The organism is Nocardioides sp. Z30_9, assembly GCF_058215735.1.
In genome coordinates, this window is record NZ_JBZAJF010000002.1 from 1,239,272 (window position 1) to 1,254,350 (window position 15,079).

Below are 15,079 nucleotides of genomic sequence, written 5' to 3' on the forward strand. Positions count from 1 at the left end.
GGGTTCAGCCCTCCTGCTGGAGCACGACGAACGCGATGGCGGTGCCGCCGGGGCCGGCGGTGGGGTCGTGGGAGAGGGAGACCAGCACCCGGTACCCGGCCATCGACTCCGCGATGGCGCCGTGCAGCCGGATCGCCGGCCGCCCCCACGCGTCGGTACGGACCTCGATCTCGCGCAGGTCCACGTGCTCGGGGTCGATCACCTCGGGGTGGCCGAAGCAGGTGCTCGACCACGCCTTGACCACCGCCTCCTTGGCCGCCCAGCGGGCGGCGAGGCTCTCGGCCTCCCGGAACGAGCCGGGGGAGGAGTCTCCGTCCGAGCCGGCCCGGGCCGCCCGTCGTTCACCTGCGGTGAACGAGCGGGCGAACCGGGTGCCGGGCTGGTCGAGCTGCTCGGCGAACGCCTCGACGCCGACGAGGTCGACGCCGACACCGGCGGTCTCCGGCAGGGCCTCCACGATCTCCGGGGCCACGCCCGTCATGCCTGGACCCCAGTTGTGGCCCGGGAATCGGCCCGGGCGTAGACGCCGTCCGCCCCGAGGCGGGCACGCGGGTCGATGAGCATCGCGGTCTCGTCGGCCTTCGTGCGCTTGAGGTCGCTGTCGGCGAACCGGCGCTTCTCGGCCTTGCGGAACAGGGGGTCGCCGCCGCACATGGCGTCGAGCCTGCGCGCCTCGCCGGCCACCAGGCGCTCGGTGGCCGCCTGCTGCCAGCTCTGCCGCTGCGTCGGGGAGAGCGCCGCCACGAAGGCACCGGGGTGCGCCACCGCGACCAGCGCCGAGACGTGCCCGAAGCCGAGGCTGGTGAGCAGCCCGGCACGCATCGGACCGGTCTCCAGCGACTGCCGCAGCCAGACGAGGTGCTCGTTCTCCGAGAGGACCTCGTCGACGCAGTCCAGCCCGCGGTTGGGCGGGACCACGCCGCCGGCCAGCATCTGGCACAGCCCGATCAGCTGGAAGGCGGCAGCACCGCCCTTGGCGTGACCGGTCAGCGACTTCTGGCTGACCACGAACAGCGGCGCACCCACCGTGCGCCCCAGGGCGCCGGCGAGCCGCTCGTGCAGCTGCGACTCGTTGGGGTCATTGGCCGCGGTCGAGGTGTCGTGCTTGGACACCACGGCCACGTCGTCGGCGCCCAGGCCCAGGGCGGCGAGGCCCTTGGCCAGCGGCGAGGAGGCACCACCGATCCCGGCTCCCAGGGCCCCGACGCCGGGCGCGGGGATGGAGGTGTGGATGCCGTCGGCGAAGGAACCGGCGTACGCCACGACCCCGAGCACGGGAAGCCCGAGCTCCGCCGCGACGTCACCGCGAGCCAGTACGACGGTGCCGCCACCCTGGCCCTCGACGAACCCGCCACGACGACGGTCGTTGGGCCGGCAGACGTGGCGCTCGTCGATGCCCCGGGCGAGCATGTCGGCGGTGTCGGCCGTCGCGCTCATGTTGCCGAAGCCGAGGATGCCCTCGATGCCGAGGTCGTCGAAGCCGCCGGTGACGACCACGCTGGCCTTGTCGAGGCGGATCTTGTCCACACCCTCCTCGACGCTGACGGCGGCGGTGGCACACGCGGCGACCGGGTGCACCATCGAGCCGTACCCACCGAGGTAGGACTGCACGGTGTGCGCCGCGATCACGTTCGGCAGCGCCTCCTGCAGCACGTCGTTCGGCGGCTGCTCACCGAGCAGCGCGTCGACGTACATCTTGCGGGTGGACTGCATCCCGCCGATGCCGGTGCCCTGGGTGTTGGCGAACCTCGTCGGGTGGATGTGGCGCAGCAGCTCCGCAGGCTCCATGCCGGCCGAGATGAACGCGTCCACCGTGGCCACGAGGTTCCAGGCCGCCAGCCGGTCGGTCGACTCGGTCATCGAGCCGAGGCCCCAGACCTTGGGGTCGAAGCCGTCCGGGATCTGGGCTCCCACGAACCGCGAGAGCTTGAACCTGCGGGGGACCCGGATCTCGCTGCCGGCCAGTCGGGTGACCAGCCAGTCGCCGTCCGCGGTGGGGGTGATCCGGGTGTGCTTCGGAGACGCCGCCACCATCGCGTCGGCCTCGTCGCGGGTGCGCACCACGAAGGAGGTGTCCTCCTCGAGGAACACCGGCACCATCAGCGGCGCGGTGCCGTCGATCATCGCCCCGTCGTCGCGGTAGCGGCGGATGCCGACGCTGCCCTCGATCTGCTCGGCGTACTTCTCCACGACCTCGGCCTCGGTGAGCGGCTCACCGGTCGCGACGTCGTGCCAGCCGGCCACCGGCTCGTGCTCCCAGACGATCAGCCCGGTCGTCCACGCCAGCTCGAGCACACCGGCCGGGGACAGGCGGTCCTCGACCTCGAGCTCGAACCGGGTGCGCGAGGACCCCATCGGGCCGACCTCGCCGGCGCCGACGATCACGACCATGTCCTCGGGGGCGGTGCGCAGCTCGGGCCAGTCCATCGTGGGCTGGACGACGCCGTAGCCCGCGGGGTGGGTCAGCGCGTGCAGCACGTTCTCGGCCTCGGGCTCGTCGGCGGCCGCGCTAGACGCTGCGGCCTGCGCCTCCCTGGCCAGCGCGGCCAGGTCGAGGTCGGCCTCGCCGAGGCCGCCGGTGAGGTCGGCCACGATCGGTGCCTCGGACGCCGTACGCCGGGACTCGGCGCTGCACAGCTCGAGCAGCTCGGCGGCCATCTCGGTCGGGGACCAGGTGCGGACCCCTGCCTCGGTCACGGCGTCGACCAGCGGGTCGTTGTGACCCATCAGGCCGGTGCCGCGGACCCAGCCGATGTGGGCGTGGGCCAGGGAGACCCGCGCGGACCAGTCGCGCTCGGCCTGCCAGCGCTGCACGAACGCGTCGAACGCGGCCTTGGCCTCGCCGTAGGCGCCGTCGCCGCCGAAGCGGCCACGGTTGGGCGAGCCGGGCAGTACGACGTGCACCCGACGGCCGAGCTTGTGCTCGGCGCCCTGGGCGGCCAGGCCGGTGACCAGGCGCTCCACGCCCCAGAGCAGGACGCGGAACTCGACCTCGGCCCGGGGGCCGGCGTCGGCGGCGGTCCCCTGCACGGCCGGGGCCGCGAACGGGAACACCAGCGTGGGGGAGAGGGCCGGTCGCAGCTCGGTCTTCATGCCGCCGGCGGACTCCACCACGGGGGAGGAGATCCACTTCACGAGCGCGTCGACGTCGGCGTACGACGCCAGGTTGGCCGGCAGCACCCACAGGGCGGCGCCGTTCGAGGCGTGGTCGCGGTAGAGGCCGCGGAAGAACTCCCGCCGGTCCTTGTCCAGGCGCGAGGTGGTCGCCACGACCGTGGCGCCCCCGCGGAGCAGGTCGGCCACCACGGCGCCGGCGATCGAGCCGGGAGCAGCACCCGTCACCACGGCGACGTCGTCGGCCCACTCCAGGTCGCGGTCGGCCGCCGAGATGGCGCCGCCGTAGAACGAGACCAGGTCGGTGCGCTGCTCGCGACGGGCGCGGTCCAGCCACCAGCCTGCCTGCGCCCGGGCAGCGGGGTCGAGACCGACGAAGCTGCGCGTCCACGCGTCCTCGTCACCGGCCCACACCCGGGCGAAGTCCTCGCGCACCGAGGCCCAGCGGTCGTCGAACAGGACCGCGCGCCTGGCGTCGAAGGACGGCGCCACCTTGCGGGCCCAGTCGGTGCCCAGCTCGGACTCGACGAGCTGCACGAGCTCGGCGTCGAGGTCCTGCTCCTCGGCTGCGACGCCGTCCTCGGCGAGCCCCAGCTTGCCGAGGAGGTGCCTGGCCGTGGAGGCCAGGATGCCGTCGTGCCCGATGATCGTGCCGCTGAGCTCGTCGAGCGCAGCGGAGTCGACCGTGCCGCCCTCGCCACCTGCGGCGGCGGGCATGCTCACGGAGACACCCTGTGCCTGGCCGACGGCCTGGACCGCGTGGTCCACGACGGCGTTCAGGTCGGAGAGGTCGATCGGTCCCGAGCCGTTCGAGAAGGTCAGCGACCCGCCACGGGTGGAGGCCCCGTCGCGCAGGCCGGCGGCCAGCTCGGCGGAGACGTGCGCCACCCAGCCGGGGCCGAGCTGCCAGGTCTCGCGCACCCGGTCCGCGATCGCGGCGGGCTTGCTGCCGGCCGCACCGGCGAACTTGCGCAGCTGCTCGCTGACGGCCTCGGTGAGCACCGGCCCGAAGGGGGAGTAGGTGCGGGCCAGCTTGGTCACGGTCGCGGACAGTGCCTTCCACTCCGCCTCGGCCGCGCCGTCGATCGCACCCAGTGACAGCTCGGCACCGAGGTCGACCAGCAGCTGGTTGCGACGCGAGGAGACGCCGTCGCACAGCGCCTCGATCGTGTCGGCGGGACCGATCTGGTCGGGGCGCACCTTGGTCCGCAGTGCGGCCAGGGTCCGGGTCGCGTCCGCGGCCGTGTAGCTCAGGTCTGCGGGGCGCTCTGCCCCGGCAGCAGCCACCGGTGCAGCAGGAGCGGCGGGCGCGGCGGTCTTCTCCGGTGCCGGTGCGGCCTCGGCGGTCGGCTCCTCCTCCGGCTCCTCCTCGGGCATGGGCGTGTCGGTCGCGAACACCACGGCGGCGTCGCGCGAGGAGTTCACGATCCGCGGCGCGACCCCGTCGTACGACGGGAGCCGGGTCGTCTGTGCCGCCAGGCTGGCCAGCGTGGGCGCGTTGGCCACGCCGACCTCGACGAACTGCTCGATGCCGAGGCCACCGTGCTCGGGGGCGCCGAAGAGCAGGTCCTGGGTCTCGATCCAGCGGACCGGGCTGGCGAACTGCCAGGCGAGCAGCTCGATCAGCAGCGCACGGCCGAGGCGGGCGGGGTCGGCCTCCCAGGTGGCCCAGTCCTCGAGGACCGGCTTCAGCAGCGGGGAGTCGACGAGGTCCGCGACCTCCTGGACGTAGTCGCGGTCCAGGGTGAACAGCCGCGGCACCAGGTTGGGGATGTAGCGACCCACCAGCAGCGACGGGTCGATCACCGCGGGCAGCAGGTCGTCGAGACGCTGACGGAAGTCCTCGACCCCGGCGTGCAGCTCCGAGGAGTGGAACGGCACGTCGATGCCCGGCACCAGGATGAACGCGGGCTTGCCGCCCACCCGGGCGCGGCGCTCCTCGACGACCTCCTCGAGCGCCTCGAGGCCGGCGACGGTGCCGGCGATGGCGTACTGCGAGCCACGCAGGTTGTAGTTGACGATCTGGATGAACTCACCCGACGACGCGGCGACCTCCGAGACGAACGCCGAGACGTCGTCGTCGGCCAGGTCGATCTGCGAGGGGCGGATCGCGGCGAGCCGGTAGTTGCTGCGGCCCTGCGCGTCGCGCGGCACCAGGTGGTGCATCGCCATGCCGCGGCGGAACACGATCTCCAGCAGCGCCTCCAGCGGGAGGATGCCGGTGACGGCGGCCAGCGCGTTGTACTCGCCGACCGAGTGGCCACAGGTGATCGCACCCTCGACGAAGACGCCGGCCTCACGCATCTCGGCGACCTGCGCCACCGCGAGGGTCGCCATCGCGACCTGGGTGAACTGGGTCAGGAACAGCACGCCGTCGGGGTGCCGGTGCAGCTCGCCGTCGGCCCACAGCTCGATCGGGTTGTCGCGCACGACCGCGAGGATCGAGAAGCCGAGCGCCTCCCGGGTGTGGCTGTCCGCACGGTCCCAGACCTTGCGGGCCGCGGCGGAGCGGGTGCGTGCCTCCAGGCCCATGCCCTGGCTCTGGATCCCCTGGCCGGGGAAGGCGTACGTCGTACGCGGTGCCGCGACCAGTGCCTCGGCGACCATGGTCAGCTCGCCGTCGGCGCGGCAGGTGACCTCGACGGCGGTGTCCCCGCCGAGGACGCCGGTGCGCTCCACGGTGATCTCCACCTCGGCGCCGGGCAGCAGCGGGGAGACCCAGCGGGTCAGCCAGCTGCGGATCGGCCGCGGGTGGTGGGTCGCCCCCACCGAGGCGGCAGCACGCTGCGCCACGGCCGAGAGCCACATCCCGTGCACGATCGGGCCGTCGAAGCCTGCGAGCCGGGCGGCGGCGGGCTCGGTGTGCAGCGGGTTGTGGTCGCCGCTCACGGCGGCGAACGCACCCATGTGCTCGGGTGCGGTGACCTTGAACCGGTCCATCCGGGCCCGCGGCGTGTCCTGCACGTCGGTGGCCAGCGACCGGGGGGCGGTCAGCTCGGCGGTGCCGACGCGGCCCCGCACCATGAACCGCTCCTGCAGCGTCGCGACGGTCGCGTCCTGCTCGGAGGAGTCGGTGATCGTGATGTCGACGGTGATGACGCGCCCGGACGTGGTGTCCGCGACCTCGCTGCGGCGTGCGGTGACGGTGAGCGCGTCGCCGTCGGCGGGCACCTTGGAGATCTCGATCCGGTGGTCGAGGTGGACCAGGTCGAGGAGGCCCTCGACGGGGCCGATGCAGGCGAAGACGGCCGGCCAGGTCAGGCCCACCAGGGCGTCGGGGACGGACTGCTCCTGCGGGTCCGCGACGGCGTCGCCGCGGCGGGTGCGGGTGGGGCTGGTGACGCCGATGTGGTCCGCAGCGCGGTCGGTGGTCCAGGTCGCCTCCAGCACGGCGGTGTCCTCGACGACCTCGGGCAGGGTGCCGCCGGCGGTCAGCGCCAGCAGGGCGCCCATCGCCTCGGTGGCTGCCTCGGTGGAGATCACCGGGAGCCGCCCGCTCGAGACCCCGGACAGGTCGACGCGCAGCTCCAGGTCACCCTTCGAGAGGGGGACCCGCAGCATCGCGGCGTCGTCACCGTCGGGCACCAGCTCGAAGGTCGTCCCCTGGGGGAGTCCCTTCAGGCGGTGCAGCGGGTTCGGCACCACGCGCCCGGCCCACACCACGTCCTGGGAGGTGAACGCAGCGTCGAGGGGCGTGGTGCCGGAACCCACGGTGCTCCGGCTCACGGCAGCGTGGGAGGAGACGTCGTGACCACGGAGGTCCTCGACGATCGCTGCCTCGAACCGGTCGAGCAGGTCGGCCACCGGCTCATCCACCACGGTGATGCCACCCACGGCCACAGGGCCCGGGATGACGATCACCTGGTCGGCCCCGTAGGCCTCGTCGTGGGCTTGCCACAACGAGTCCGAGCGCCACCAACGGCGTACGTCGGCGTCGATCACGGGGACGAAGTTGACCGGCTTGCCCGGCCGACGGCAGATCTCGAGGAAGTACTGCACGTCGGCGGGGTGGAGCCGGCAGCTGAGGGCCTCGGGGTGGGTGGCCACGAGCGTGTCGATGGCCTCCGAGGGGGAGTCGAGGTCGGCGTCGAGACGGTCGATGGGACCGGCCGTCGCGGGGTGCACGCGCGCCAGTGCGCGGTCGAGCATCGCCTCGAAGCGGGAGCGGAACGTGACGTCGACCCAGCCCTTGCTGGTCGAGCCTGTCGGGCCCGAGAGCTCCACGTAGCGGCGCAGCCACTGCTCGTAGGTCATCTCCGCGACGTCGCCGAAGTAGGGCTTGCAGGTCTGGGCCATCGCGGCGACGAGCTCGTCCTTGCGGGCGGCGGCTGCCTCGGCGTCGCCGGCGACCTCGTCGAGGACGCGGCCGCAGCGCGAGGCGGCGTTGTCGATCTCGTGGATGTCGGCACCGAGCTGGCTGCGCCCGGAGGTGACGTCCCCGTCGCTGCGACCCGCGCCGACCCAGCCGCCGTTGACGGCGGTCGTGATGCCGGGGGTGTCGACGAGGAGCTGCTTGACCGAGGCCGAGGTGGTGGCCTCCTTGGTCGCCATCGCGGCGGTGCCGATCAGCACGCCGTCGACCGGCATGGCCGCCTCGCCGTGCGCGGTCGCCCAGGCGCCGGTGAGGTAGTCGACCGCGCGGTCCGGCGTACCGATGCCGCCGCCCACGCAGACCACCAGGTTCTCGACCGAGCGAAGGTCGGGGTAGGTCGCGAGCAGGAGCTCGTCGAGGTCCTCCCAGGAGTGGTGGCCCCCGGCGACGCCGCCCTCGATGTGCATGATCACGTTGGTGTCGACCGCACGCGCGATCGCCAGCACCTGCTTGATCTGCTTGACGGTTCCCGGCTTGAACACGACGTGGCTGATGCCGGACTCGTGCAGGTCCTCGATGATCGCCTCGGCGTCCTCGAGCTCGGGGATGCCGGCGCTGATCACCAGTCCGTCGAGCGGGGCGCCCGCGAGCCGGGCCTTCTGCACCAGGCGCTGGCCACCGACCTGCAGCTTCCACAGGTAGGGGTCCAGGAACAGGGTGTTGAACTGGGCGGTGCGGCCCTCCTCGAGGAGCTCGCCGAGCCGGGCGAGGTTGGCCTTGAAGATCTCCTCGGTGACCTGCCCGCCGCCGGCGAGCTCTGCCCAGTGGCCGGCGTTGGCGGCGGCCGCCACGATCTCGGGGTCGACGGTCGTCGGGGTCATCCCGGCGAGCAGGATCGGCGACTTCCCGGTGAGGCGGGTGAACTTGGTGTCCACGACGGGGGACCCGTCGCCGCGGTCGATCAGCCTGGGTGCGTACGCCGACCAGTCGGCCGCCTCGGGCACGGTCGCGCCCGGCGTGAACAGCTGGTCGCGCCCGGCGGCCGTGGCGGCCGGGAGCACGGTGACGCCGCGCCCGCGCAGCGAGCGGGCGGTCATCTTGGCGGAGAGGTCGGCGGGACCGAGGTCGACGACCCAACGGGTCTCCGGGCCCACGGCGTCGGTGAGCTCGCGCGGCCAGTCGACGGTCTCCACGCAGATCGCGCGGGCAAGGTGCTCGGTGAGGCCGGCGTCGAGGCCGCAGGCCTGGGCCCAGTCGCGTGCCATCGCGACGGCGGGAGCGAGGGCGGGGTGGTGGAAGCCGAGGGCCACCCGGATCGGCTCGAGGGTCGGGGCGAACGCCCGGCCGCCACGGGTCTTGGCGTCGATCTGTGCCGCCTCCGCGGCGGCGCGCTTCTCGACGGCGGTGCGCACGCGGCGCAGCGCGTCGATGGTGCCGCTGACCACGACGCGACGGGGCCCGTTGACCGCGGCGACGATGGCGGCGTCGCCGTTCTCGGAGACGCCGGCGACGAGGTCGCGGACCTGGTCGAGGTCGGCGCCGCTGATCGCGAGCATGGGGGAGTCCTCGCCGTGCGGGACCAGGCCGACCCGGCGGCCGACGATCGCCGCCGCGGCACCGATCAGGCGCGCGATCGCCATCAGGTCGACGTCGCTGTCGCGGTCGCCCTCACGACGGCCGGCGAGCGCCGCGACGCCGAAGATGCCCTGCGAGTGCCCGACGCTCGCGACGGGCGCGACCCTGGTCAGGTCGAAGCCCTCCCCGGCGAGGAGGTCGAGGGTGGCGAGCTGGGTCAGCAGCACCCCGGGCATGCCGAGGGCAGGGTTGACGGTGTCCGCGGTCGCGGGCGTGACCTCCTGCGCGAGCCAGGTGTGCGGGGTGAACGGGCGCGGGAGGGCGGCGGCGACTTCGCCGGCCACCGGCGCGATCCGGGCGGCGGACTCCTCGACCAGGGTGCTCACCCGGGAGGTGTCGGCGTGCTCCTCGACGAGCTCGGCCAGGGTCGCGAACCAGTCGGTGCCCTGTCCGCCGAAGGTGATCGCGAACTCCTCGCCCTCGATCAGGCGGTCGGCCAGGGTGCGGCCCCGCTCGGGTGTGGCGTGGTCCTGGGTCAGCGTGGTGGGGGGGAGCTGGGTCATGTGAGGAGTCAATCATGTTTCCCGCCTGAACTTGAAGTCCTCCTCACGTTTTTCATGAGATTTTCCTCGACTTTTCTTCTACCCGTCAGTAGGGCGGTCCTAGGCTGCCGGAATGGTCCTGCCTTCCCCGAAATCCGCCCATGTCGCCGTGATCACCGGAGCCTCCAGTGGGATCGGCGCCGAGATCGCCCGGGAGCTCTCCAGGCGCGGCCACGAGCTGGTCCTGGTGGCCCGGTCGGCCGAGCGGCTGCAGGCCCTGGCCGACGAGCTGCCCACCACCGCGCACGTCGTACCCGCTGACCTCGCCGACCGTGCCGACCGGGCCGGACTGCTCCCCGAGCTGGACTCGCGCGGTCTGACCCCCCAGGTGCTGGTCAACAACGCGGGGTTCTCCACCCTGGGCCCGGTGCACCGCAGCGACCCGGAGGCGGAGCTGCGGATGATCGAGGTCGACGTCGCCGCGGTCGCCGACCTGTGTTCCCGGTTCCTGCCCGCCATGGTCGAGCGGGGTAGCGGGGCGGTGCTCAACGTGGCCTCGACCGCCGCCTTCCAGCCGCTTCCCGGGCAGGCGGGGTACGGCGCCGGCAAGGCCTTCGTGCTCTCCTACACCCGCAGCCTGCACGCCGAGCTGCGCGGCACCGGCGTCACGGCCAGCGTGCTGTGCCCCGGACCGGTCGAGACCGGGTTCGGGGAGGCGGCCGGCTTCGCCGAGGGGGAGGCCGAGGGTGCCCTGCCCGCGATCATGTGGGTGCCGGCGACCCAGGTGGCCAAGACCGCCGTCGAGGGGCTGGACCGCGGTACCCTGGTGATCATCCCCGGCCTCGCCAACCAGGTCGGCGCCGCCTTCTCCACGGTCGCCCCGAAGAGGCTCCTCGCCTCGGTGCTCGCCAGGGTCCACCCGGGGCTGCGCGACTAGCTGGGTGAAGCGCCGGGTGGCCGCCGCGACACAGGCCGGACGACGTACTGGTGGCCGGTGGGCGCGGTCCAGGCATAGCTGCCGTCGTCGAGGCGCTTGTAGTCCCATGGGGTGAACGTCTTGAGCCGGTGGTGGCTCCGGCACAACGGGGCGAGGTTGCCGGGATGTGTCTGGCCCGGTGGTCCACAGTCGTCCATCGACAGGTAGGCGGTGATGTGGTCGAGGTCGCAGCGCCTGCTGTCGCGGCGGCAGCCGGGGAAGACGCAGTGGGCGTCGCGCAGGACGCAGAGCTCGCGCATGGCCGCGGGTGGGTCGTGTGCGTCGACCGGCCGGGCGGCAGGGTCGGCGTTCCCGGCGTCGAGGTCGATGACGGGCCGCAGGACGACCTTGCCGCCCGCGTCGGCGTGCCGGGCGAGCCATTCCTCGAGGAGGCGGGTGGTGGCGGCGCCGTAGTGCTCGATCGTGCACGCTCCGGTGCCGATCAGGTCGGCTGGAGTGAGGTGCACGTAGAGGTCCAGGTTGTCGGTCCCACCCTGTGAGGGCGCGGCGTCACGTCCGGAGAGCAGGTCGAGGGCGTACTGCGGATCGGCGAGGATCCCGACGGCCCGTGCTCGCCGGACGTCGAGGGGGTCGGTGTCGCCAAGGCCCTCGAGCTCGCCGGCGATGCGGCTCAGGGTCTGGTCGAACAGCAGTGCGTCGGGGGTGTCGAGAGTCATCGCCACGTCGGTGGTGCCGGGGGAGGTGCGGCCGGTGCGCTGGAGGTGCACCCCGCGGGCCTGGCGGCGGTGTTGCTCTTCGTCGGCGGCGCGGTCGGGGTCGAAGTAGAGCCGCGCCTCGTTGACCAGCTGCTCGGCGTCGACGAGGTGGACCTTCGCCGGGGTCGAGGCGATCAGCCGGTCCGCGAACGCGACCGCCTCCTCGGAGAGGTCGTGGGTGTGCCGGGAGATCTGGCGGGCGAGCCAGGCCGGGACCCGCCCGGCGACGACGTGCTCCCAGAGTCGCGGCAGCCGGTAGGCGAGCTCGAGGGCGTCGGCGAGGAGCTGCCTGGCGGCGTCCAGGGTGATGTGCAGGGCGGCGCCCAGGCCGGCGACGGCGAGCTCGGAGACCAGCGGCGCACCGGGTCCGGCGAGGGTGCAGATCCGCTCACCGTCCGCGGGGACCTGCCCCCAGTGCGCGGGCCACTCGTCGTCGGGACAGGGGTGCAGCAGGGCCCAGTCGACGGTCCGCTGCAGCTCGCGGATCTCGGCGGCCTGCTTGTCGGCACGAGCCTGGCGGACGGCGTCGAGCACCTCGGGAGCGGAGAGGGTCGAGGTGCTGTCCATGAATCAACTCTAGGCGTGAGCACCGACACAATCGAGCACCTGTTCGAGGTTGTGGAGAACTATCTCGCGGCTCCTGTCGGAAGTCACGAAACGACGCCCTGGCCATGCGTCCCCACCCGAGACCCACGCCAGCGAGCGCGCGAATCAGCCCGCGAACTCCCCGGCGCGAACCAGCGCGGCGAGCTCAGCGATGCGGGCGGTCGGGACCTCCAAGCCGGTCCCCGGCTCCTTGTGGACGACCTTGACGGATCCGGTCGGACCCCACCGGTCGCCCTCGACCCGGACCACGCCGACCTTCCAGGGCTGCCGCTCCTGCCACCGCTCGATGAGCCTGCCGAAGACCAGGTACAGCGGCACCAGGACCAGCAGCTCCTCCCGGCTGCTGGGGCCACCGGTGAACGTCTCGCCGCGACGCACAGCCCGCACGTAGTAGAAGAAGTTGCCGACGTGCAGTGGCACGTCGTGGTCGTTCAGGGCGAACGGCAGCTGGTCGTCGTCGGGCACGCCACCATCGTGGGGCAGGTGGTGCCCCCCTGTCCCGAACCCGGAGAACTAGCCCCGGGTCCTCGTGACGTCGGTCGCGAGGGCGGTACGGCGGCGCACGTCCAGGGGTGACGGGCGACGGCTCAGGCGCCGGTCCAGCACCGCTGCCGCCCGCTCGGCCTGGCCGGAGGCCACGAGGGCGTGGATCAGCGTGTCCTCCAGGACGTCGCGCTGGGCCGCACTCCCGCCGAGCGCCTCGGCGCGGGGGAGGACCGCCTCGAGATGCACGACCGCGGAGCCGTGGTCGCCCTCGACCATCGCCTGCAGTGCGCGGCACACGGGGGCGACGACCTCACGGAAGGTGGCGTCGGCGTGCGCGAGCGAGGTGGTCCGCAGGGCGGCCAGGCCGACCTGGTCCCGAGCGGAGGCGAGGCTGAGCGCGGAGTGCAGCGCGGCGAACGCGGTCGGAGGGCTGATCAGCCAGCCGTCCGGAGCGGCCTCGCACACCGCGGCGCCGGGCAGCAAGCCCTGCCACGAGTCGGTGACCTGGCAGCGCCACAGCAGCGAGCCGCTGTCGACCAGGGCCCGGGAGCCGGTGACCTGGGGCGGGGAGAGCTCGCGCTCGTAGCGACGGCGCACTGCCTCCAGGTCGCCCTGCGCCAGCTCGTGTAGTGCTGCGTGCCAGGAGAAGTGCGAGCGGTGGTTGGCCTCGGGCCCGCGGGTGCGGATCCACTCGTCGAGCCAGGCCAGTCCCTCGGTGTGCCGGCCGGTCTCGTAGAACACGTGGGCCTGCGCGTGCGCGGCGTGGCCGGAGGCCGGCTCCACCGACAGGGCGTACGACGCCAGCGCCTCCGCCTCGGCCCATCGCTCCTGGTCCTGGCGCACGAACGCGAGCTGCCCGGCGTACCACCAGTCGTCGCCGTAGCTGCGCCCGAGACCCTCCACGAGCGCGGCCGTCTGGGGACCCGAGGTGAGGCCGCCGAACGCGACCGTCGGGACCACGACGCTCACCGCGAGGGCGTCGCGGGGGAAGAGCCGGATGTGCCGCAGCAGTGCGGCGGCGCCGGTGGGCTCGTCGGAGCGCAGCCGCACGGTGACGGCGTCGAGGAAGCTGACCTCGCGGTCGTCGAGGTCACGGTCGGCCGCGGCGACGTGGGCGGCCCGCAGCGAGGCGCGCCAGGAGCCGGTCGCGCCCCACTCGTGACCCAGCAACGCCAGGGCCGCGTGGGCGTGGGCGAAGCCCGGGTCCAGCGCCACGGCGGCCTCCAGGCCCGCTTCGACGCCGTCCTGGAGGCGGAGCAGCCGCCCGAGCGCGTCGTTGTACGCCTCGGCCGCCGCGCCTTCGGTCGTGAGCGTGAGCCCGTAGGTGTCGACGGGCCGCCGGCTGGTCTCGCCCTGCAGTGCACGCACGACCGCACGGGCGACCTCGTAGGCCTGCTCGCGGATCTCGGGCATCGCCGTGGTCTCCCACAGGTTGCCGCGGCGCAGGGTGCCCAGGGCGTGAAACGGCACGCTGGGAGGAAGCACACCGAGGATGCGGCCGTCGTCGGCGGTGTCGATGCCCAGGCCCGAGGGCCCGGGCCGGACGAGGCCGTCGCGGGCCAGGGTGACCAGCAGCGGGTCCTTGGCGACCGTGCCGACCGGACCGGTGCAGTTGACGACCCCGGCGACCTCGAGCCGCTGGCCGTCGCTGAGGGTCACCTCGACCCCGGACTTCGTGGGGCGGGCGTCGGTCACGGTTCCGGCGTGCCGGACCAGGCGCCCGGACGCGGCGATCGCACCGAGCCGGCCGGCGGTCACGGGGGGCATCCGGTGCCGGCGTACGTCCCACTCGCGGGCGTCGCGCGCGGTGAAGGTGCGCTTGTCCTCCTCGTCGAGCCCCTGCCACAGCTGGGCGGTGACCGGTCGCAGGCCGTCGAGGGCCGCGCGCCAGTCGCCGGTCTCCTCCACGGTGCGCTCCACGTGGTCGCGGACCACCTCGCGCAGCTCGGCGAGCGAGCCGATCCGGGTGATCCCGGGAGGCGGGGGCACCGCCGGGGTGGTCGGCATCCGGTGCACGGCCGGCAGCCGGTCGCGGCGCGAGACGGTGTGCAGCGTGCGCCCCGGCGCATCGGCGGCGATGGCGACGTCGACCATGGTCAGCCCGGTCCCGACCAGCAGCAGGTCGCCCTCGGGCAGTTCCTGGGTCCACGGGTCATCGGCCAGCAGCTCGCTGTCGCGCAGCTGCGCGGGTGCCCAGTCGGTGCCCGGGGTGGCGCCGGTGGCGAGCACGACGGCGCGCGCGACGACCGACTGGCCTGAGGCCAGCCGGACCACGAACGCGTTGCCGCGGCGGTCCAGCCCGGTCACGGAGTCGGTACGCCGGTCCAGGCGGGCGTTGCCGGGGTACTCCGCCGCCGTGCTCAGCAGGCCGGCCACGTAGTCGCCGTACACCCGGCGCGGGACGAAGTCCTGCGGCTGGGCGCCGGGGTCGTGGTGGTTGCGCACCCAGCGGAAGAAGTGCTCGGGGTCGCGCGGGAACGCGCTCATCCCGCTGGCGGGGACGTTGAGCAGGTGCCGGTCGTCGCCGGTGGAGTACGCCGCCCCGCGACCCGTCGTGGGGGAGGGGTCCACCAGGACGACCTGGTAGCGCTGCGACAGGCTGGTGAGGAGGTGGGAGGCGGTCAGGGTGCCGGCAGCACCGGCCCCGACCACCACCACGCAGCAGTCGCCTTCGCCCCGCGCAGCTTCGTGCATGTGCACCACCCGTAAAGTCTAGTAATCTGGTGCATTAACTTACCAAACAATTCGTCCG

Annotated in this window: 6 protein-coding genes; 1 reads left to right on the forward strand and 5 read right to left on the reverse strand. The window is 73.4% G+C overall.

Annotated elements, in window-relative coordinates; genetic code table 11:
- Positions 1-4: 4 nt before the first annotated feature.
- Positions 5-481, reverse strand: a complete 477-nt coding sequence (gene acpS / locus AC4BGB_RS16750) for a holo-ACP synthase AcpS (protein ID WP_490548040.1) — start codon at positions 479-481, stop codon at positions 5-7.
- The gene (locus tag AC4BGB_RS16755; RefSeq protein ID WP_490548042.1) at positions 478-9,564 is read right to left on the reverse strand and encodes a fatty acid synthase subunit beta domain-containing protein; all 9,087 of its coding nucleotides are present in this window, start codon (positions 9,562-9,564) and stop codon (positions 478-480) included. Before AC4BGB_RS16755 ends, acpS begins: the two co-directional genes overlap by 4 nt.
- Before the next feature lie 112 nt (positions 9,565-9,676).
- On the opposite strand from AC4BGB_RS16755, the gene AC4BGB_RS16760 reads away from it, so the two are divergent.
- Complete coding sequence (locus AC4BGB_RS16760; protein ID WP_490548043.1) at positions 9,677-10,480, forward strand: SDR family NAD(P)-dependent oxidoreductase; 804 nt, start codon at positions 9,677-9,679, stop codon at positions 10,478-10,480.
- Here the strand turns inward: AC4BGB_RS16760 and AC4BGB_RS16765 are convergent.
- The 3 genes from AC4BGB_RS16765 to AC4BGB_RS16775 form a co-directional block, all read right to left on the reverse strand.
- On the reverse strand, positions 10,477-11,802 hold the full coding sequence (locus AC4BGB_RS16765) for an HNH endonuclease signature motif containing protein (RefSeq protein ID WP_490548044.1): 1,326 nt from the start codon (positions 11,800-11,802) through the stop codon (positions 10,477-10,479). The two genes, AC4BGB_RS16760 and AC4BGB_RS16765, sit on opposite strands and share 4 nt — an antisense overlap.
- A 144-nt stretch (positions 11,803-11,946) precedes the next feature.
- Entirely contained in the window at positions 11,947-12,306 is a 360-nt protein-coding gene (locus tag AC4BGB_RS16770; RefSeq protein ID WP_490548045.1) for a hypothetical protein, read from the reverse strand.
- A gap of 48 nt (positions 12,307-12,354) precedes the next feature.
- Entirely contained in the window at positions 12,355-15,021 is a 2,667-nt protein-coding gene (locus AC4BGB_RS16775) for an FAD/NAD(P)-binding protein (RefSeq protein WP_490548459.1), read from the reverse strand.
- Between the last annotated feature and the right edge of the window lie 58 nt (positions 15,022-15,079).